The organism is Gemmatimonadetes bacterium SCN 70-22 (assembly GCA_001724275.1).
In the GTDB taxonomy this organism is placed as follows: domain Bacteria; phylum Gemmatimonadota; class Gemmatimonadetes; order Gemmatimonadales; family Gemmatimonadaceae; genus SCN-70-22.
In genome coordinates, this window is the sequence record MEDZ01000032.1 from 1 (window position 1) to 18,589 (window position 18,589).

The window sequence follows — 18,589 nt, forward strand, 5'->3', positions numbered from 1 at the left end:
CGCTGGTCCCCTGCGGTCTGCTTCCGTCGTGCTGCCATTGAACACCTCCGCCCTCAATTTGGGGCTGGTGAGGTGTCCATCAAACCGGGTCAGGTCCACTGTGCCTGGCGATGCTTGGCGCCTGTGGACATGAGAACGGCAGCGATGCGCTCATCGAGGACTGGCGGCTGCAGCTGGCGGAGCAGAGTGTTCCCTGGGGAGTCGTGGACTGCGGCGCGGCGATCACGTTGTGGAGCGGCCGATCGGACACACTGTACTTCGTCGATCCGGGCGCACGCGTGATCCACGCGCGGCACGTGCTCGGGTGGGCTCCGCTGGCGGTCGGCTGTGCTTCCGACGATGCGGTGATCGCGCTCGGAGAAGCATGGATCGCACGCGTGCGAGTGGATGGATCTTCGGAGGCTCCGCAGGTCGGCCACGCCCTGGCGGCTCAGTACCGACTGATCGCGGCAGCAGTCGACGGCGAAGGTGTTCGAGTCGTGGCGATCGATCGCGGCGGACGCGCGGTCTTGTTGCGGCGGGGCGCGCGCGTGGCCACTCCGTCGCGCATCCCGTTCGCACGAGATCAGCGCCTGGCGTCGCCGGATGCGTTCGCGATCACGACGACGCCGACACACATTGTCGTCAATGAGCGACGCTGGCCGTTTCGCATGTGGAGCATCGACAGCACAGGTGCATTGCGAGTATCGTCAGCGCTCTCCGATGATGCGACACTCGACAGCATGCTGAGCGCTCGCGGCGACATTCCATCGTGGTATGCCGGTCCGCTCGTAAGGGTTGGTCCTGGCTTCCTGCTATCGCTGCAGAATCTCCGGACCGATCAGTCGGTGGTGCTACGACTCCTGCCAGACCTTCGAATTGGCAGGGCCCAAGCGTTCGACTCTCCGATTGCGATTGTGGACGCGTCACGCGACGGAACGTCGGTCTATGGCATACATCACCTTCAGGGGGCGGAGCTCGTCGTGTACCGCTTGTGGCGGCATCCGTGATGGCGAGGGCGCATGCGAAGCTGTCCTGGTCGGCGGCGTCATCCGCCTGCGAAGGCTGAGCGGCGCCAAGCTCGGGCTGGGACGATGCGTCCACCCACGCGGGCGGCCGACCGCGACTCAGGACGACGACTGCACGTCGAGAGGATATCGGCCGTCGGTGCGCCGATCACCCTGCCGGCGTTGGGGCCGGTGATTGGGCGCTGGTCTTGGACGCTTCGTCACCCTGGCTCATTCCGGATTCCCTCACCGGCACCGCGTCGGCCAGCCCTCCCGCCGCGTAGGAGAGGAGCGCCAGCCGGAACACCTCGTCCATGCTGCTCACGAAGGTGAACGCCATGTTCCCGCGCACCTCGTCCGGCACGTCGCGCAGGTCCTTCTGGTTGCCGGCCGGGAGGATCACCTCGCGCAGCCCGGCGCGATAGGCGGCGAGCGTCTTCTCCTTCACCCCGCCGATCTCCAGCACCTTGCCGCGCAGCGTCACCTCACCGGTCATGGCCACGTCGCGCCGCACGGGACGCCGGCTCAGCACCGAGCCGATGGCCAGCGTCACCGCCACGCCGGCGCTCGGCCCGTCCTTGGGAACCGCCCCGGCCGGGAAGTGGATGTGCAGGTCGCTCTCCTTGAAGTCCTGGGGGGTCACCCCCAGCGCGTCGGCGCGCGATCGCACGAACGAGAGGGCGGCGTCCACGCTCTCGCGCATCACGTCGCCCAGCTGCCCGGTCACGGTCAGCTTTCCCGACCCCTGCATGCGGAGCGCCTCGATGGTCATGATGTCGCCGCCTAACGATGTCCAGGCCAGCCCGGTCACCGCCCCCACCTCGGGCTCCTTCTCCGCCGCCTCGTTGGCGTACTTCGGGGCGCCGAGGATCTCCTCCACGAGGGCGTTGTCCACGATCCACGCCCCCTCCTCCCCCTCCGCCTTCCTGCGCGCCCGCTTGCGCATGAGCGACGAGATGTTGCGCTCGAAGTTGCGCAGCCCCGCCTCGCGCGAATAGCGCGACGAGATGAACCCCAGCACCTCGTCGGTGAACTGGATGTCCTTGTCGGTAATCCCGTGCTCCTCGAGCAGGCGCGGCAGGAGGTAGCGCCAGGCGATCTCCACCTTCTCCTCCACCGTGTAGCCGGCGATCCGGATCACCTCCATGCGGTCGCGCAGCGGGGCGGGGATGTCGAACAGGTTGTTCGCCGTGCAGATGAAGAGCGAACGCGAGAGGTCGAACGGGAGGTTGAGGTAGTGGTCGACGAAGTCGTGGTTCTGCGCCGGGTCGAGGACCTCGAGCATGGCCGCGGTCGGGTCGCCCGAGGCGCCCCCGCCCGACATCTTGTCGATCTCATCGATCATCAGGACCGGATCGCTGACGCCGACGCGCCGCAGGGCCTGGAGGAAGAGCCCGGGCATGGCCCCCACGTAGGTGCGCCGGTGCCCGCGGATCTCGGCCTCGTCGCGCACCCCGCCCACCGCGATGCGGTAGAACTCGCGCCCGATCGCCTTGGCGATCGCCTCGCCTAACGACGTCTTTCCCGTCCCCGGCGGCCCCACGAAGCAGAGGATCGGGCCGTGCGGGTCGCCGCCGCGCAGCTTGCGCACCGCCAGGAACTCGACGATCCGCTCCTTGGCCTCGCTCAGCCCGTAGTGCCGCCCGTCCAACGCCTCCTCCACCCGGGACAGCGCGATCTCCTCGTCGCCCGACCGCTTGTGCCAGGGGAGGGAAAGGATCCAGTCCAGGTAGGTGCGGATCACCTGGTACTCGCTCGATGCCGGGGAGAGCATCCGCAGCCGCTCCGTCTCGCGCCGCGCCTCCTGCCCCACCCGCTCGGGGAGCCGGGCGTCGTCGATCTTCTTCAGGAGCTCGATCGCCTCCTTCTCCCCCGGATCGGTCTCCCCCAGCTCGGCCTGGATGGCGCGCAGCTGCTGGCGCAGGTAGAACTCGCGCTGGTGCTGCTCGATCTTGACCTCGGTCTGCTTCTTCACGTCCTCCATCACCCGGGCGCGCGCCACCTCGCGCTCGAGCCGGGAGAGGATGAAGCGGAGACGCTGCCCCACGTCGAGGCGCTGCAGCACCTCGTCCTTGTCGGAGATCCGGAAGTTCATGTTCGTCGCCGCGAGGTCGGCAAAGCGCCCCGGGTCGGAGACGTTCATCTTCAGGATCTGCGGGACCTCGTCCGGGATGCGGTCGACCAGGTCGGCCAGCGTCTCGGCCGCGCTCACGATGCGGGCGACGAGGTCGTTCAGTTCGTCGGGGTCGGCGGGGAGCTCCTTGGCGGCGTGCACCCTGGCGATGACGTACGGCTCCTCCTGTTCCACCGATTCCACCGTGATGCGCCGCAACCCCTGCAGCGTGATCTGGACGGTGTCGCCCGGCAGGTTGATCCGCTCGTGCACGCGGGCCGCGACCCCGACGCGTCCCACCAGCTTCTGGTTGTCGATGGGATCGTCGACGTCGCCAGATGCAACGAGGAGGGCGACGATGAGCCCCGGGTCCTCGTTGTCGCGCAGGAGGGCCAGGTTCTCCGGCGCCCCCATCTGCACCGCGATCGTCCCCAGGGGGTAGACGATGGTGGAGCGCAACGCCATGAGCGGGAGCGTGGGCGGGAGTTCCTGGCCAAGGATTTCGTCGCGACGCTGGGGACGGGACATCATCGGGGAGACGGGAGTCGGGAGTCGGGAGACGGGAGTCCGCAGGCTCCCGTCCTCGGGCCGTGGCGCGTCGGGGGAGAGCCCCATGCGCCGCGGACAAAGGTACGGGGCGGGCGCGACACGCGCGACATGCGCGACACGCGCGACCTGCGCGAGGCGCGCGACATGCTACACACGCGACACGCGCGACATGTACGACATGCACGCGCCCCTCGCACCGCTCCACACGCACGCCGTCCCGATCACGCACCGCCTCCCACGTGGAGTGAGCGGCGGTGCGCGCGCGCATCAGCGCGGTTCGGTGTCGCCCCGCGGCGCCGTCGTCGTCACCTGGCCCGGCAGGGTGAGCTTCCCCGAGGCGATGTCGAAGACGTCGACGACGCACAGGAGCGGACTGTGCACGCTGCCGTTGACGCGCAGCGCCGCCGTGACGCCGTCGAACTGGAAGGCGGTGGGGAACCCCACTTCCTTCAGCGGAACCTCGACGCGGATCTCGTTGCCCTCGATGGCCGGCTCGTACCCCGGGCTGTCGATGAAGAGCGGGAGTCCCGGCCACGTGGCCGGGAGCTTCGGCTTCGCCCCCTCCGGAATGTCGCGTACCTTGAGCGCCCCGGCGCCGCAGGCATCATCCGGGACCAGCACCACCCAGTGCGAGTGCCAGAGCTCTCCGTCGTTGGTGGGGTCACCATCGCCGTTCTCGTCGAAGCGCGGCGTATCGTCGAAGTCGGGATGTGCGGTGGCGGCGAGGGCCAGCGTCCCCGTCTTCTCCTCGAATCCCACCGCCGCCGGATCGAGGCTCGTGGGCCACACGTAACTGAACACCTCGCTCCCGGCGAGCTTGCCGTTGGCGGCAGGGCGCGTCGCCCCCGCTCGTCCGGCCACCCGCTCGATGAAGACGAGCTTCGTCCCCTCGCGATGCACGCGCGTCAGGACCAGGTCGAATGGCGCGAGCTCGGGCTTGGGCGTCCGCGCGCTTCTGGCGTCGCCGCTGGCCGAGCGGATCTCGCCGGGCGACCCGAAGAGATCGAAGCCGGCGGCCCCCGCTGCCGTGGCGGCGAGTCCGACGACGGTCACGACGGCGAGGGTCGTGCGATACGCGCGAGGGGGTGGATTCCAGGACATGGGGTGCTCTTGGGTGAGGAGTGAAATTGCTTAGGACTCCTAAGCAAGTGGCGAAATCCTAAGGACTCCTTATTTTCTGGTCAAGGGCAAGGGGCGTCCCGAAGGCCAATGCCGGGAGCGCTCGCCCCCCCTCGACGCGTATCGCCGCCGGTGCGGGCATCGCCGCCGGGAGCGCTTCACCCACTTTCCAGCCATGAGCGACGTGTCGGTCCAGCCGGATGCCTCGTCCCCCCCGCCCCCGGTGGCGGAGCAGGTCACCGCCGGGCTCTACAAGCTCGGCCTCGCGCTCCGGACGCACGCCTGGCGCGAGTCGATCCCACGGGGGCTCACGCCGACGCAGGCACAGGTCCTGGCACTCCTGAAGGCCAGCGGCGCTCCACGCCGGCTGTCGGACGTGGCGGAGGAGATGGCGGTGACGCTCCCGACGGCGAGCGACGCGGTGAAGGCGCTGGTGTCCAAGGGGCTAGTGTCGAAGGGGCGTGCCGCCGACGACGCGCGGGCCGTGGCGCTCACGCTCACGACACGCGGTCACGAGGAGGCAGCGTCGCGCACGGCCGGCCCGGAGTTCGTCGTCGCCGCCGTCGCTGCACTCACCCCCGACGAGCAGCGCATGCTCATGCGCATCCTCGTCAAGATGGTGCGGACGCTGCAGGAGCGAGGCGACATCGCACCGGCGCGGACGTGCGTCGCCTGCCGGTTCTTTCGGCCGTTCGCGCACCCCGATGACACGGCGCGGCCGCACCACTGCGACTTCGTCGGGGCCGCGTTCGGCGAGGGGGGGCTGCGGCTGGACTGTCGCGACTTCGAGGCGGCCGATCCCGACGGGATGCGCGCGCGCTGGGCGGCGTTCGACGCGGGCGACGAGGTCGCGCGGCGCTGACGCCGTAGGTTGTATTTCCAGCGTGACTTAGCTAGCCTTACAGGCTCTATGTTCGACGAGCTTTCCGACAAGATCTCTGGCGTCTTCGCCAAGCTCCGCGGCCGTGGTGTCCTGACCGAATCGGACATCAAGGAAGGGCTGCGGGAGGTGCGGCGCGTGCTGCTCGAGGCCGACGTCAACTTCCAGCTCACGCGCGAGTTCCTCGAGCGCGTCGAGAAGAAGGCGGTCGGCGTCACGCAGCTCAAGACGGTGCAGCCGGCGCAGCAGCTGGTGAAGATCGTCTACGACGAGCTCACCACCATGCTCGGCGAGCGCCGCGAGCCGCTCAAGCTCAGCTCCGTCCCTCCCACCGTCGTGATGATGGTCGGGCTGCAGGGGTCGGGGAAGACGACGTCGGCGGCCAAGCTCGCCCGCCGGCTCAAGGGGGAAGGGCGCCCCACGCGCCTCGTGGCGGCCGACGTGTATCGTCCCGCGGCCATCGACCAGCTGGAGACGTTAGGCGCGTCGCTCGAGGTCCCGGTCTACGCCGACCGCTCCACGAGGGACGTGGTGAAGATCGCGCGCGCCGGCATCGACGAGGCGAAGCGCGCCCGCGACCGCGTCGTGATCCTCGACACCGCCGGCCGCCTGCAGATCGACGACGAGATGATGCAGGAGCTGGTCCGCCTCAAGGAGGCAGTCCGCCCCGACGAGATCCTCTTCGTCGCCGACGGCATGACCGGCCAGGACGCAGTGCGCATCGCCGACGGCTTCAGCCAGGCGCTCGGCGTCACCGGCGTCATCCTGACCAAGATGGACGGCGATGCCCGGGGCGGCGCCGCCCTGTCCATCTACGGCGTCACGAAGAAGCCGATCAAGTACATCGGCGTCGGCGAGAAGCCCGACGCGCTCGAGGAGTTCCACCCCGAGCGCATGGCGGGACGCATCCTGCAGATGGGCGACGTGGTCTCGCTCGTCGAGAAGGCGCAGGACGCCTTCGATGCCACCGAGGCGAAGAAGCTCGAGAAGAAGGTCCGCAAGGAAGGGCTCGACCTGGAGGACTTCCTCACGGCCATGAAGCAGATGCAGAAGCTCGGTCCCATGGAGAGCATCCTCAAGATGCTCCCGGGCGTGAACAGCAAGATGCTGAAGAACGCCAACATGGACCCCAAGCGCCTGAAGCATGTCGAGGCCATCGTGCTCTCCATGACGAGGGCCGAGCGCAAGACGCCGAACCTCATCAACGGGTCGCGGCGCGCGCGCATCGCCAAGGGGAGCGGGCGCCCGATCAGCGAGGTCAACCGGCTGCTCGAGCAGTTCCGCGACATGCAGAAGATGATGAAGAAGGCCGCCGGTGGCGGCCGGATGGGCTTCCCGGGGATGCCGCCGGGCATGTTTGGACGATAGAGGACGGGAGGACGGGAAGACGAGCCGGCGGGAAGACGACCGGGTGTTCGTCGACTCGTCGGCTCGGCAGGACCCGGGCGCGCTCCGGAGATGCCGGAGACGCGAGGAGCTCGGGGAGCAGGATCCACGCACTACCAGGAGCAGGTCATGGTTCGCATTCGACTCCGCCGTGAAGGGCGCAAGAAGAACCCGATGTACCGTATCGTCGTGACCGAGTCGACGGCGCCGCGCGAGGGGCGTTTCATCGAGATCATCGGCACGTACCACCCCCGCAAGACCGAAGGGGCGGTCGAGCTGAAGCAGGATCGCGCCAACCACTGGCTGGACGTCGGCGCGCAGCCGAGCGACACGGTGCGTTCGATCCTGCGCCGGGCGGGGATCCTCAAGACCCGCCACGAGGCACGCCTCGCCCGCAAGCTGCAGGCGGCGGCGGTGCCGCTCGCCGAGGGCGAGAAGGACGCCGAGTAAGGGACGCGTGTCCGCGTCGCCGCACGGCGGGGCGTCGCACGCCATCGTTGGTCGCGTGCGGCGCGCCCATGGGGTGCGGGGCGAGCTGTACCTCGAGGTGATGACCGACGCGCCGGACGCGATCTTCGCGCCCGGCGCGCGCCTTTTCGCCGGCACCACCGCCGGCGACCTGGCGCGGGATGGTGCGACGCTCACGGTGTCCGGCGTGCGCCCGTTCAAGGACGGGCTCCTCGTCACCTTCGAGGAGATCCGCGACCGGAACGCGGCCGACCTCTGGCGCGAGCGCTACCTCCTCCTCCCCCTCGACGAACTCCCGCCCCCGGGCGAGGACGAGGTGTTCCTGCACGACCTGGTGGGGCTGCGGGTGCAACGTGCCGACGGGACGCCGGTCGGGACGGTGGTCGCCTACTACGAGCTTCCCCACGACATCCTGCTCGAGATCCAGCGCGACGGCTCGACCGTCCTCGTCCCCTACCGCGAGGAGTTCGTCACCGAGGTGGACGTCGACGGCGGCGTGCTCGTCGTCGCGCCGCCGGAGGGGCTCCTCGAATGACGCCCCGCGAGGCGCCGCTCCGCATCAACATCGTCACCATCTTCCCCGAGTACTTCCGGGTCCCGCTGGGGCTGTCGATTCCCGCCAGGGCGGAAGCGGCGGCGAGCGTGCGGTACCACGTGGTCGACCTGCGCGACTTCACGCACGACCGCCACCGCACCGTCGACGACTACCCGTACGGGGGCGGGGCCGGGATGGTGATGAAGCCGGGGCCGTTCTTCGAGGCCGTCGAATCGTTAGGCGCGACGGCGCCCATCGTCCTCCTCTCGCCGCGCGGGCGCGTCTTCGGGCAGCGCGACGCCATGCGCTTCGCGGCCGGCGAGGAGCTCACCCTCCTCTGCGGGCACTACAAGGACGTCGACCAGCGGGTGGCCGATCACCTGGCCACCGAGGAGGTCTCGCTGGGTGACTTCGTCCTGAGCGGGGGAGAGCCCGCGGCGCTGGCGATCGTCGACGCCGTGGTGCGACTCCTCCCGGGGGCGATGTCGGATCACGACAGCGCCCGCACCGACTCGTTCTACGAGGAGCGCGGCATCAGCGCCCCGAGCTACACCCGGCCGCCGGAGTACCGCGGATTGGGCGTTCCCAATGTGCTCCTCTCGGGAAACCATGCCGAGATCGCGCGGTGGCGGCGGGAGGAAGGGGAGCGGCGCACGCGCGCGCGCGCCGACGAAACCCGGGATCGGGGTACCGGGTAAGATCACACGGGCGACCGCGGCTTTACGACACACCCGCTGTGATGCATACTGCGGCAGGCTCGGCGGACCTTCCCGTACCCTGTGATCGTGCTGCGCTCGATCTTCCTCACGTTCCTCACGCTCGGTCCCTGCGTCGGCTGCGCTGCCATGGCGACGCAGGTCAACGTGTCGCGTTCGTCGCCGCTGCTGGGGAGCTACCACCCGGCGTCGGTGCAGAGCGTCTTCACCAGCCGCCTGTCAGCGTCGCCGTCGCCGTCGTCGTCGTCGTCGCCGGCGTCCGTTGCACCTGCGGTGCGGGAATCGGAGGCGTGGGGGACCGTGCGCCTCATGGTCAAGGACGATGACGCGCTGGAATACCTGGCCACGATCTACAACCCGCGGGGCGAGACGTTCTCCACGGCATACCTGCGGCGTGGCGGGGCGAGCGCGGATGGCGTGATCGTGGCGACGCTCTTCTCGGACGTGGCGCTCCGCACGCCGTACATCCAGGTCCGCGGGACCATCTCGCTGGCCCGGAACGAGCGCGCCGGGGCGCTGGCCGAGGAGCTGCGGGAGAACCCGCATGCCTTTGGCGTGAGCGTCCACGCGTCGCCGTCCGCCAAGGGGGGGACGATTCGCGGGGGGGTCGAGTAGGGCGGGGATTTCGCGGAGCGCGAGGGTAGCGGACGGCCAACCGGCCGCTTACGTTACGAGTCTCCCGAGAATCGTCCGAAACCGGGCCCAGCCTCACCGACCCGAGCGTCATATGCATCCGTTCATCGAAACCCAGAAAGAGTGGCTCCGCGAAGTGCCGCCGTTCCGTGCGGGCGACACCGTTCGCGTCAACGTTCGCGTCAAGGAAGGCGACAAGGAGCGCCTCCAGGCGTTCGAGGGGGTCTGCATCGCCCGTCGCGGTAGCGGCGTGAGCGCGACCTTCACGGTGCGCAAGGTGTCGAACGGTGTCGGCGTGGAGCGCATCTTCCCGGTGCACTCGCCCATGCTGGCCGACATCTCGGTCGTGCGGCGCGGGCGCGTGCGTCGCGCCAAGCTGTACTACCTGCGCCACCTGGCCGGGAAGGCGACGCGCATCAAGGAGAAGAAGGCGCGCGTTCCTGGCACCGAGGCGCCCGCCAAGGCGTAGCGGGGCAGGGCGGGGCGCATGCCCGGCCGGCGTTCGCCCCGGTGGTCGCGCATCGAGCGTGACGCGCGCGAGGCGTACGGCGAGCTGATTGCCGGGATCGACGAAGTCGGACGGGGCCCCCTGGCGGGCCCCGTTGTCGCATGTGCGGTGATCATGCCCGCCAACACGCGTGCCATCGCCGGCGTGGACGACTCCAAGCGGCTGTTGCCGGAGGCGCGTGAGGCGCTGGCGGTGCGCATTCGCGAGCGGGCCGTGGCCCTCGCCCTCGGGGCGGCGTCGGTGCGCGAGGTCGATCGCCTGAACATCTACCGGGCCACGACGCTGGCGATGCGCCGGGCGCTGGCCCGTCTCGCGCAGGTCCCCCATCACGTCATCGTGGATGGGCGTCCGATCCGGACGCTCGGGGTCAGCCACACCGCGGTGGTGGGCGGGGACGGGAAGTGCTACGCCGTGGCGTGCGCGTCGATCGTCGCCAAGGTGACCCGCGATCGCCTGATGCGGAAGCTGGCGGCGCGGTATCCGGGGTATGCCTGGGAGCAGAACAGCGGGTACGGGACCCCGGCGCACATCGCGGCGCTGGACGCGCTCGGGGCGACGCCGCATCATCGTCGTTCGTTCTGCGTGAAGCAGCTGACCCTGGGGCTCGAGGCGCCCCATCCCCCCATCGACGAGTAGCGCCATGACGACTCCCTCGCCCTTCCGTCCGGACCTGTACGCCGGCCAGGTTGCCCTCATCACCGGGGGCGGGAGCGGGATCGGCTTCGGCATCGCCGAGCTGCTGTCGTCGTTAGGCGCGACGGTGGCGATCGCCAGCCGCAACGCCGAGCGCCTGGCGCAGGCGGTGGAGCGGCTGCGGCAGGGGGGAGGCCGCGTGCACGCGGCCACCCTCGACGTGCGCGATCCCGACGCGGTGCGCGGGGTGGTGGAATCGGTGGCCGCCACCCATGGGCGGATCGACCTCCTGGTGAACAACGCCGCCGGCAACTTCTACGTCCCCTCGGAGAAGATGTCGCCCAACGCCTGGCGCTCGGTGCTCGAGATCGACCTGTTCGGGACCTTCTACTGCACCCAGGCGGTCTTCCCCGTGATGCAGCGCCAGGGTGGGGGGAACGTCGTGAACATCTCGATGACGCTGCACTACCGCGGGTGGCCGTTGATGGCGCACGCGACGGCGGCCAAGGCGGGGATCGACGCGCTCACGCGGACGCTGGCCGTGGAGTGGGCGCCCCACGGGATCCGCGTCAACGCCATCGCCCCCGGCCCCATCCCCACCGAGGGGGTGCGGAAGGCCTTCACCCCGCCGTCGGGGAGCGGGGCCACCGACGTCTTCGCCGTCGAGCGCGCCATGGGGGATTACGCCCGGCAGACGATCCCGCTGGGGCGCTGGGGGACCCCGGCCGACGTCGCCAACGCCGTCGCCTTCCTGGCGTCGGGCGGGGCATCGTGGATCACGGGCGCGATCCTCGTCGTCGATGGCGGCGAGTGGCTCTGGAAGCCCCAGGCCCCCGCGGCGCCCCCGCCGGCGTGAGGCCGGCGGCCGTCGGGGTGTGACGCGCCTCACACGAGACGGGGCGTCCGGCTCTGCCGCATTAGTCGTTGGTTACGGTGTGACTGTGGTCACACGCGGAATTCCCTGCCGCTGCTATACTCCTCCCGTGCTCGTTGCTCCCCAGCGGACAGTCCACCTGACGGGGCGCGCGGCACGAGAAGCCAACACTCAGCCTACCTGAGGAGTTCATCAATGCACGGTATGTACAAGCTGGCCGCGACTGCGGCCGCGGCGGTGGCCCTGAGCGCCTGCGCCACCAAGGGATATGTCCGCAACACCGTCGAGACGGGTCTGTCGACCGAGCGCGTCGCCCGCGCGCAGGGGGACAGCGCCCTCTCCGGCGACATCACCGCGGTGAAGGGTGAGGTCGCCACGCTGAAGAACGACGTCGCCGCGCTCCGCCGCGACCTCACCGCGCTCCGCACCGAGTTCGGCGCCAAGATCACGGCGATGGAGAACGGGATGAAGTTCGCCTTCCCGGTGACCTTCGCGTTCGACGACGCCACGGTCCGTGACGAGGATCGCCCGCAGCTGGATCGCTTCGTCTCCGTCGTGAACAAGTACTACGGCGGCTCGCTGCTGACGGTCGAGGGCTTCACCGACCCGGCGGGTTCCGCCAGCTACAACAAGGACCTCTCCAAGCGCCGCGCCGAGTCGGTCGCCGCGTACCTGGCGCAGGCCGGGGTGCAGGGCGTCACCATCCGCACCGTCGGCATGGGCGAGGCGCGCCAGGTGGTCGAGGGCGCCGAGCGCGACCAGCCGGGGGCGCAGGCCAACCGCCGCGTGGTCTTCGTGGTCGAGACCCAGGGCGGCGCCGCCACCACCGCCTCGATCCAGTAAGCGGACCCCGCTCCGCACCGCACCATCCGAAGGGGCCCCGGCACGTGCCGGGGCCCCTTTCGCGTGCGACGGATGCGGCGAGGGCGGTCGGGGCGCCTCGCCGTGGTACACACCCGGGGCGATGCGCGGTAGATTGCCGGAGCCGTGTCAGACCCGGTAGCTCAGTCGGTAGAGCAACGGACTTTTAATCCGTAGGTCGCGGGTTCGAGACCCGCCCGGGTCATCGAGGTGCCGCCCCCTCCCCCCGAGGGGTCAGGGAAGAAGCCCGGGAACGTGGTTCCCGGCCGTCGCATGCGCCCACACCATCCCCGCGATGTCGGCGATCAGGCGCTGCGCCACCTTCTCGTCGGGGATCCCCTTGGTCAGCACCACCAGGACGAACGGCGGTCGACCCTCGGGGAGCACCAGCGCCGCGTCGTGCAGGATTCCGGTGATCCACCCCGTCTTGTGCGCCACTCGCGTCCCCGGCGGGAGCCCGGCGGGGATCTCGTCGTTGAACTCCTGGCGCTCGAGGATCTCCAGCATGGCGCGCGTGGAGGCGCCCGACGCGGCGGCGCCACGCCCGATGGCCTCGAACAACGCCCCCAGGTCGCGCGCCGTGGTGGTGTTGTTCAACCCCGCGCGGAAGGCCAGGCCGTCCTCCACGCCGCGCCGCACCATCATCGTCGAGGCGCCTAACGAACGCGCCGTCGCCTGCGCCCGCTCGGCCCCCACCAGCTCGATCACCACGTTGGTGGCCAGGTTGCTGGAGCGCGTGATCATCCGCTCCACCAGCTCGCGCACGGCAACCTCCTCCCCGACCCGCCGGTACAGGGCGCTGTCCGAGTCGTCGCCGGCGTCCAGTGCGTAGGGTGACCCGTCCACGATCGACCGGAACCGGTTGGCGAGCGTGACCCGCTGACCAGCGCCGAAGCGCCCCTCGTCGACGCCGCGGAAGTACGCGATCATGACCGGGACCTTCATCGTGCTCGCGGCGTGGAACGTCGAGTCGGCATGCCATGCCAGCTCCTCCCCGCTGCCAAGGTCCCGGTAGTACACGCCGGCCAGGGCGCCGGGGTGCCGCGCGACGCGCGCCGCGATCCGCTCCCGCAGGGAGTCGGTCGAAGACTGCGCCGAAAGTGACGTAGCGCACAAAAGGGCGAAGAGGACGAGGCGAGTCATGCACCGGAAGATCGAGGGAGGGGCGTCGCGGGGCAATCGTCCCTGTTGCCACTCCGGCCGCTGGGTCGTGTTACAGGGGATCGCGCTTTCCTGCCGAACGCCCCGGCGCCGGCGTCGCCGAACGAGCCGCAACGTGGACCATCCCAAGAGCGCAGTTGCGTCGGACCCATCGAACCCGGGGGGGCATGCCGCCGCGGGGCGCCGCGAGCGCCTCCGGTTCACGCGCTTCAAGTTCGAGCGCACCCCCACCGCGCGCTGCAGCGCCGAGGTGGAGCTCGAGTACGAACCCGGCGACTCGGTCATCGGCCGGGCCGAGGGGATCGCGACGCCGCTCGGCGACGTGCGCCTGGCCGCCGAAGCCACCCTGCGGGCCATCGAGCAGTTCACGGCCGGGGCTCTCCGCTTCGACCTCCTGGGCGTCAAGCAGATGCGCGCCTTCGACGCCAACGTGGTGATCGTCAGCGTCGTCTGCACGTCCGGCGACGAAGCCTCCCGGGAACGGCGCCTCCTCGGCTGTCACCTCGCGGGCGACGATTCGCTGCGCGGGGCGGTGATCGCGACGCTCCAGGCGACCAACCGCCTTCTCGGCAACGCGATCGCCACCCGATACTAGCAGGGCGACTCGATAGGCGCCGCGCTGCCTGACGAGTGTCGTCGGGGCAACACCGGGAGGGAACGCGGGTACAGGTTCCCATTCACCGGACGCCGGGCCAGATTGCGGCGTCGTCGTTCACGTCCCGCTGGAGGTCGCCATCACACATTCCACCCGCGCCCGTGCCATAGCGACCTGGCTCGCGCTCACTGCGGTGGGAGCGTGCGCGTCGGGGCCCCGGCCGTCGTCACCACCGCCGTCTCCCGCGCGCGCCGGGGCGGGCGCGGCGAGAGGGAGCGAGGGCACCGTCTCCGCCTCGCCGTCGGGAGCGCGGGGGAGCGATACGGCCGGGGCGGCGCTCGCGACGGCCGCCATGCGCGACTCGATCGACGCCGCGATGCGCAGCGCGATCGAGCAGGTGAGCGCCCTCTTCGACGTCCCCGATTCGATCGTCCAGGGGCGGACCCTGCGCGGGTTCTTCGACGTCGACTCGACCTCCAACGTGCTGGGCGACGGCGAGCCCACGTGGGACATCGACGTCGATTCGTACGTCACGCACGACAAGGTCTCCCATTACGTGAACCTCTTCCTGGGGACGGCTCGCGGTCGATTCGTGGAGCGCCTCCAGCGCGGGAAACAGTACGAGCCGATGATCCGCGAGAAGTTCCGCGCTGCGGGGATACCGGAGGACATGTACTTCCTGGGGCTCGTGGAGAGTGGCTACGACCCGCACGCGTATTCTCGCGCCGCCGCCGTCGGCATCTGGCAGTTCATGAGCTCCACGGCTCGCGGCGTGGGCCTCCGCGTGGACTGGTGGGTCGATGAGCGGCGTGACCCCGTGCGATCCACGGAAGCGGCGGCGCGCTTCATCAGCGACCTTCGCGGGCAGTTCGGCTCACTGTACCTGGCTGCCGCGGCCTACAACGGGGGGCCCGGGCGCGTCTCGCGGGGGTTGAAGCGCTTCGATGACGAACTCGAGAACGTGTCGGGCGAGGACTGTTTCTTCGCCCTGGCCGAGCAGGACTACCTGCGGTCGGAGACGAAGAACTACGTCCCGCAGCTCATTGCCGCGGCGCTGATCGGCAAGACCCCCGAGCGGTACGGAATCTCGCTCGACTCGGCCCCGCGCTTTGCCTACGACTCGGCGATGGTCCCCGGGGGGACGCCGCTCGCCGCCGTCGCCAAGGCGCTCGGGGTCCCGGTCACCGATGTGCAGCTCCTGAATCCGCACCTGGTACGCGGGGTGACCCCACCGGGCACACGGATGGCGGTCCGCTTCCCGGTCGGGGCGGGTGTGGGCTTCGACTCGGCGTTCGCCGCCCTCCCCCCGGACGAGCGAGTGGGCTTCACCAGCATCCGCACCAAGAAGAACGAGACGCTGGCGGCGGTTGCCAAGCGGCACGGGCTCACGTCGCGGCACCTTCAGTGGTACAACCCGAAGCTCGCCGTCCGCAGAGGGAGGCTCGTCGCCGGGCAGCTCCTGCTCGTTCCGAGCGCCGCCGTGGTGCAGGGCGCCTTCGACGTACCCGATCCCTCGATCGAACGGTACGGAACGTCTGCCGGGAGCGCTCGGCCGGGGCGCGTGACCCACGTGGTCCGCCGCGGCGAGTCGCTGGGGCTCATCGCCAAGCGCTATCACACGTCCGTGGCCACCCTGGTCCACCTGAACCGGCTCAAGAAGCAGGTCATCTATCCCGGTCAGTCGATCATCGTGCGGGGGGGCGAGGCGGGCGCGACGACCGCCAGCGCGTCGAGCCGCTCGAAGGGCGCCGTGTCGCGGGGCGGGAGCAAAGCCTCGGCCGCGCGACGCACGGACAAGGCGCGGCCGGTCGCGAAAGGGGGCGTGAAGAAGCGGGTAGCGCCGGCCGCGACTGCTGCCAAGCGATCGCCTGCCAACGGCGCGTCCGCCATGGGCACGTCCGCCAACGGCGCGTCGTCTGCCAAGGGCGCGTCGTCTGCCAAGGGCGCGTCGTCTGCCAAGGGGCGGGCTGCCAAGGGGCGGGCTGCCAAGGGGCAGGCGGCGGCAACCGGGAGCAAGCGGTCGACCGCGAAGGGTGGGGCTGCTTCCTCGAAAGCGCCGGCACCCGCCGCCAAGCCCACCGGAAAGCAGTAGGCGACCGCCTCCGAATCGAAGGCGGCCGCCCATGTGAGCCGTCGGGGATGGGGGCTAGTCGAGGATTCCCTTCCCGCGGTATCCCTTGAGGACGATCCGGTCGTAGCCGTTCGACGCGTCGAGGTCGAGCTCTTTGGCGACCTCGACCGCGGCAGGGCCACGATTGTAGGCGAGGAGCGCCATCTGGATGTCGCCCCGCTGCTCCTTGATGAGGTCGCGCAGGTAGCGGAAGCCGATGCGCAGGTTGGTGTTACGATCGTACAGCCGATCGCGCGTCAGGGTGGGGTCGTAGTACTTGGCCGTCGACAGCATGAGCTGGGTGAGGCCGATGGCCCCCACCTCGCTCCTTGCCCGTTCGATGAACCCGCTCTCGAGCTTCACCAGCGGAAACGCCAGCTCCGGGTCGATGTGCTCGATGACGGCGGCGTCGTAGATCGCGCCGGCCATGTCGGCCGGGATGCGGTACTTGTGCGAGAAGTGGAAGATCCGGTTCCAGCGCTCGAGCTGGGCCGAGGCAAGGCGCAGGTCGCCGCGCGCCCGCTCGATCTGTCCCTGCAGCCGACGGATTTCCCGCTGCTCGGCGGCGGCGCTGGAGACTGGGGTGGCGGCCGCCACCGCGGGCTCCCAATTCCTTGCGGCGGTGGTCCCGGCGGTGAGCACCCCCGCCAGCATGATGACGCCTTGGACTCTCCGCTTTCGTCGCTCCGTGTCGCCGCGGTGCACGTACGACTTGCTGAGATCCTTCATAGATGCCCTCTATCGTCAGTCGAGGCCCTAAGTCCGGCAAGCCGAGGACCTCGGAACCTGATGGATGCGGCGGGCGAACTTTACGTCCTCACCCAATCCCCACTCTTCCCGCCGCGCTTCTCGATGAGAGAAATCTGTGCGAGTTCCATGCCCTTATCCACCCCTTTAGCCATGTCGTAAATTGTGATCAAACTCACACTTACGGCCGTCATGGCCTCCATTTCCACCCCGGTGGAACCGGTGGTTCTTGCCGTCGCCTCCACCCACACGCCGGGGAGGGCATCGTCCAGGTCGAAGGCTATCTGGATGTCGGACAAGGCGATGGGGTGACACAGCGGGATGAGTTCGGCGGTCCGTTTCGCCCCCATCACCCCGGCAATTCTTGCCACGGCGAGGACGTCGCCCTTGGCCACCTGGTTGTTGCGGATGAGCGTCAGTGTCTCGGGACGCATGCGAATGGCCCCCCGGGCGCGCGCCATGCGGACCGTCGGGGCCTTGTCCGTGATGTCGACCATCCGTGCGTGGCCGGAGGGGTCGACGTGGGTCAGGTTGGACATGGGAGGACGAGAAGACGAGAAGACGAGAGGACGCGGTGATGGGGAGGGGGGAGCGTGACGGGGAGTTGGCGGGTGGGTAGGGGGGCGCTCAGGGGGGGGCCAGAACGCGCGACAGGTCTCTCAACAGCGACGCGGTGATCAGCTGTGGGCTCACGTTGCCGGCCGCCAGCACCTTCGATTCCTCGACCACCGAGACCGCGCGGGCCGCGTTGCGGGCGGTGCGTTCGTCGGCACTCTCGACCGCCGTTCGCGACCGCTCATGGAGCTCGACGGTCAGGGCGTCGAGAATGTCCGTGAAGGCGCCACGGGCTCCGCTGCTCCCCTGCGCCAGCGACACGCGCAACAGCCTCGCCCGGTCGCCACTGAGGGCCACCTCGAGCAGGCGGCGTGCGGCATTGGCTGCGGCGCTGGATTGCTGCGACGCGAGGAGGCGCCCGGGGGCTCCCCCGGCCAGTCGGAGCCGCTCGTCGATTCTTCCGGGGAGGTGCGCCTTGTCGAGCGTCTCCTTCACGAGCGGCTCCTCCAGCCATGCACGCATGGCATCCTCGCCCAGCGGCGCGACGCGGATGGCGACGACGCGCGACCTGATGGTGGGGAGGAGGGCGCCGGGGGCGCTGCTGGTCAGGATGATGTTCGTGTCGGCCGGGGGCTCCTCGAGGAGCTTCAGGAAGGCGTTGGCGGCGGGCGCCTCGGCGTTCTCGAGCGGGGGGGCCATGCGATCGGCCTCGCCGACGACGATGACCTTGCGCCGGGCCATGGCCGGGGTGACCGATGCCATCTGCACGAGGAGACGCGTCGTGGCCACGAAGATCCCATCGCTCCCCGGGGGAGGGGGGTACAGCCCCCCCGCCTTGGCGCGATCCTGCGCCGCCTGGCCGAGGTCGAACTTGATATCGTCGAGCGAGGGATCGGAATCCTTGAGCTTGGGGCGGGGGAAGGCCCAGATGAGGTCAGGGTGCGACAGTTCCAGGCTGTATCGACACTGCCGGCAACTTGCACAGGGCCGCGTGTCGCCTTCGCACAGAATCGATTGCGCCAGCCAGAGGGCCAGCCGCTGTTTGCCGACGCCGCTCTCCCCGTGCAACAGGAGCGACTGGGGGAGGGCGCCGCGGTCGCGTGCCTCGGCGAGGCGCGCGCGCAGGGCGTCGTGACCGTGCAGCGGGACGATGGGCATGC

The 18,589-nt window shown here is 69.9% G+C and carries 20 protein-coding genes and 1 tRNA gene; 14 read left to right on the forward strand and 7 right to left on the reverse strand.

The window, feature by feature from the left end; genetic code table 11:
• Positions 1–110 precede the first annotated feature (110 nt).
• On the forward strand, positions 111–989 hold the full coding sequence (locus ABS52_14735) for a hypothetical protein (protein ID ODT02190.1): 879 nt from the start codon (positions 111–113) through the stop codon (positions 987–989).
• A 166-nt stretch (positions 990–1,155) separates the two neighbouring features.
• On the opposite strand, the gene ABS52_14740 is transcribed toward ABS52_14735, so the two are convergent.
• Both ABS52_14740 and ABS52_14745 read right to left on the reverse strand, forming a co-directional pair.
• Entirely contained in the window at positions 1,156–3,630 is a 2,475-nt protein-coding gene (locus ABS52_14740; protein ID ODT02191.1) for an endopeptidase La, read from the reverse strand.
• A 285-nt stretch (positions 3,631–3,915) separates the two neighbouring features.
• On the reverse strand, positions 3,916–4,749 hold the full coding sequence (locus ABS52_14745; GenBank protein ODT02192.1) for a hypothetical protein: 834 nt from the start codon (positions 4,747–4,749) through the stop codon (positions 3,916–3,918).
• A gap of 193 nt (positions 4,750–4,942) precedes the next feature.
• On the opposite strand from ABS52_14745, the gene ABS52_14750 reads away from it, so the two are divergent.
• The 11 genes from ABS52_14750 to ABS52_14800 all read left to right on the forward strand — a co-directional run bounded on the left by ABS52_14750 (position 4,943) and on the right by ABS52_14800 (position 12,466).
• Positions 4,943–5,629, forward strand: coding sequence for a MarR family transcriptional regulator (locus tag ABS52_14750; protein ID ODT02193.1), 687 nt, complete (start codon positions 4,943–4,945; stop codon positions 5,627–5,629).
• Between the two features lie 48 nt (positions 5,630–5,677).
• Positions 5,678–7,015: a signal recognition particle protein gene (locus ABS52_14755; protein ID ODT02194.1), complete on the forward strand. Its 1,338-nt coding sequence runs from the start codon at positions 5,678–5,680 to the stop codon at positions 7,013–7,015.
• 90 nt (positions 7,016–7,105) lie between these two features.
• Positions 7,106–7,483: a 30S ribosomal protein S16 gene (locus ABS52_14760; GenBank protein ID ODT02195.1), complete on the forward strand. Its 378-nt coding sequence runs from the start codon at positions 7,106–7,108 to the stop codon at positions 7,481–7,483.
• 43 nt (positions 7,484–7,526) lie between these two features.
• Positions 7,527–8,036, forward strand: a complete 510-nt coding sequence (locus ABS52_14765; GenBank protein ODT02221.1) for a 16S rRNA processing protein RimM — start codon at positions 7,527–7,529, stop codon at positions 8,034–8,036.
• Positions 8,033–8,734, forward strand: coding sequence for a tRNA (guanosine(37)-N1)-methyltransferase TrmD (locus ABS52_14770; GenBank protein ID ODT02196.1), 702 nt, complete (start codon positions 8,033–8,035; stop codon positions 8,732–8,734). Before ABS52_14765 ends, ABS52_14770 begins: the two co-directional genes overlap by 4 nt.
• 81 nt (positions 8,735–8,815) lie before the next feature.
• Complete coding sequence (locus ABS52_14775) at positions 8,816–9,367, forward strand: hypothetical protein (GenBank protein ODT02197.1); 552 nt, start codon at positions 8,816–8,818, stop codon at positions 9,365–9,367.
• 112 nt (positions 9,368–9,479) lie between these two features.
• Positions 9,480–9,854 carry a 50S ribosomal protein L19 gene (locus ABS52_14780; GenBank protein ODT02198.1) on the forward strand — a complete coding sequence of 125 codons (375 nt, stop codon included), beginning with the start codon at positions 9,480–9,482 and terminating at the stop codon, positions 9,852–9,854.
• Between the two features lie 18 nt (positions 9,855–9,872).
• Complete coding sequence (locus ABS52_14785; GenBank protein ODT02199.1) at positions 9,873–10,529, forward strand: ribonuclease HII; 657 nt, start codon at positions 9,873–9,875, stop codon at positions 10,527–10,529.
• Positions 10,530–10,533: 4 nt separating this feature from the next.
• Entirely contained in the window at positions 10,534–11,382 is an 849-nt protein-coding gene (locus ABS52_14790) for a hypothetical protein (GenBank protein ODT02200.1), read from the forward strand.
• A gap of 222 nt (positions 11,383–11,604) precedes the next feature.
• Positions 11,605–12,243 carry a hypothetical protein gene (locus ABS52_14795; protein ID ODT02201.1) on the forward strand — a complete coding sequence of 213 codons (639 nt, stop codon included), beginning with the start codon at positions 11,605–11,607 and terminating at the stop codon, positions 12,241–12,243.
• 150 nt (positions 12,244–12,393) lie between these two features.
• Positions 12,394–12,466: transfer RNA gene (locus ABS52_14800), tRNA-Lys, on the forward strand.
• A gap of 29 nt (positions 12,467–12,495) precedes the next feature.
• Here the strand turns inward: ABS52_14800 and ABS52_14805 are convergent.
• Entirely contained in the window at positions 12,496–13,404 is a 909-nt protein-coding gene (locus tag ABS52_14805; GenBank protein ID ODT02202.1) for a serine hydrolase, read from the reverse strand.
• A gap of 133 nt (positions 13,405–13,537) precedes the next feature.
• On the opposite strand from ABS52_14805, the gene ABS52_14810 reads away from it, so the two are divergent.
• A complete protein-coding gene (locus ABS52_14810) occupies positions 13,538–14,017 on the forward strand; it encodes a hypothetical protein (protein ID ODT02203.1) in 480 nt (159 codons plus the stop codon).
• A gap of 117 nt (positions 14,018–14,134) precedes the next feature.
• On the opposite strand, the gene ABS52_14815 is transcribed toward ABS52_14810, so the two are convergent.
• Positions 14,135–14,371 (reverse strand): hypothetical protein, encoded by a 237-nt coding sequence (locus tag ABS52_14815; protein ODT02204.1) that lies wholly within the window; start codon positions 14,369–14,371, stop codon positions 14,135–14,137.
• On the opposite strand from ABS52_14815, the gene ABS52_14820 reads away from it, so the two are divergent.
• Positions 14,370–16,109 carry a hypothetical protein gene (locus ABS52_14820; GenBank protein ODT02205.1) on the forward strand — a complete coding sequence of 580 codons (1,740 nt, stop codon included), beginning with the start codon at positions 14,370–14,372 and terminating at the stop codon, positions 16,107–16,109. The two genes, ABS52_14815 and ABS52_14820, sit on opposite strands and share 2 nt — an antisense overlap.
• A gap of 54 nt (positions 16,110–16,163) precedes the next feature.
• Here the strand turns inward: ABS52_14820 and ABS52_14825 are convergent, their stop codons facing one another.
• The 3 genes from ABS52_14825 to ABS52_14835 all read right to left on the reverse strand — a co-directional run bounded on the left by ABS52_14825 (position 16,164) and on the right by ABS52_14835 (position 18,587).
• Entirely contained in the window at positions 16,164–16,856 is a 693-nt protein-coding gene (locus ABS52_14825) for a hypothetical protein (protein ID ODT02206.1), read from the reverse strand.
• An 80-nt stretch (positions 16,857–16,936) separates the two neighbouring features.
• Entirely contained in the window at positions 16,937–17,413 is a 477-nt protein-coding gene (locus ABS52_14830; protein ODT02207.1) for a molybdenum cofactor biosynthesis protein C, read from the reverse strand.
• Positions 17,414–17,501: 88 nt separating this feature from the next.
• Entirely contained in the window at positions 17,502–18,587 is a 1,086-nt protein-coding gene (locus ABS52_14835) for a hypothetical protein (protein ID ODT02208.1), read from the reverse strand.
• Positions 18,588–18,589 lie beyond the last annotated feature (2 nt).

What these genes read in the sequence shown, in the direction of transcription:
- ABS52_14780 (ODT02198.1), top strand. Translation starts at nt 9,480, where the DNA reads ATGCATCCGTTCATCGAAACCCAGAAAGAGTGGCTCCGCGAAGTGCCG.
- ABS52_14815 (ODT02204.1), bottom strand. Translation starts at nt 14,371, where the DNA reads ATGGCGGCCGTCGCGAGCGCCGCCCCGGCCGTATCGCTCCCCCGCGCT.
- ABS52_14805 (ODT02202.1), bottom strand. Translation starts at nt 13,404, where the DNA reads ATGACTCGCCTCGTCCTCTTCGCCCTTTTGTGCGCTACGTCACTTTCG.
- ABS52_14835 (ODT02208.1), bottom strand. Translation starts at nt 18,587, where the DNA reads ATGCCCATCGTCCCGCTGCACGGTCACGACGCCCTGCGCGCGCGCCTC.
- ABS52_14750 (ODT02193.1), top strand. Translation starts at nt 4,943, where the DNA reads ATGAGCGACGTGTCGGTCCAGCCGGATGCCTCGTCCCCCCCGCCCCCG.
- ABS52_14745 (ODT02192.1), bottom strand. Translation starts at nt 4,749, where the DNA reads ATGTCCTGGAATCCACCCCCTCGCGCGTATCGCACGACCCTCGCCGTC.
- ABS52_14790 (ODT02200.1), top strand. Translation starts at nt 10,534, where the DNA reads ATGACGACTCCCTCGCCCTTCCGTCCGGACCTGTACGCCGGCCAGGTT.
- ABS52_14825 (ODT02206.1), bottom strand. Translation starts at nt 16,856, where the DNA reads ATGAAGGATCTCAGCAAGTCGTACGTGCACCGCGGCGACACGGAGCGA.
- ABS52_14735 (ODT02190.1), top strand. Translation starts at nt 111, where the DNA reads ATGCTTGGCGCCTGTGGACATGAGAACGGCAGCGATGCGCTCATCGAG.
- ABS52_14740 (ODT02191.1), bottom strand. Translation starts at nt 3,630, where the DNA reads ATGATGTCCCGTCCCCAGCGTCGCGACGAAATCCTTGGCCAGGAACTC.
- ABS52_14770 (ODT02196.1), top strand. Translation starts at nt 8,033, where the DNA reads ATGACGCCCCGCGAGGCGCCGCTCCGCATCAACATCGTCACCATCTTC.
- ABS52_14820 (ODT02205.1), top strand. Translation starts at nt 14,370, where the DNA reads ATGCGCGACTCGATCGACGCCGCGATGCGCAGCGCGATCGAGCAGGTG.
- ABS52_14755 (ODT02194.1), top strand. Translation starts at nt 5,678, where the DNA reads ATGTTCGACGAGCTTTCCGACAAGATCTCTGGCGTCTTCGCCAAGCTC.
- ABS52_14795 (ODT02201.1), top strand. Translation starts at nt 11,605, where the DNA reads ATGTACAAGCTGGCCGCGACTGCGGCCGCGGCGGTGGCCCTGAGCGCC.
- ABS52_14830 (ODT02207.1), bottom strand. Translation starts at nt 17,413, where the DNA reads ATGTCCAACCTGACCCACGTCGACCCCTCCGGCCACGCACGGATGGTC.
- ABS52_14760 (ODT02195.1), top strand. Translation starts at nt 7,106, where the DNA reads ATGCCGGAGACGCGAGGAGCTCGGGGAGCAGGATCCACGCACTACCAG.
- ABS52_14785 (ODT02199.1), top strand. Translation starts at nt 9,873, where the DNA reads ATGCCCGGCCGGCGTTCGCCCCGGTGGTCGCGCATCGAGCGTGACGCG.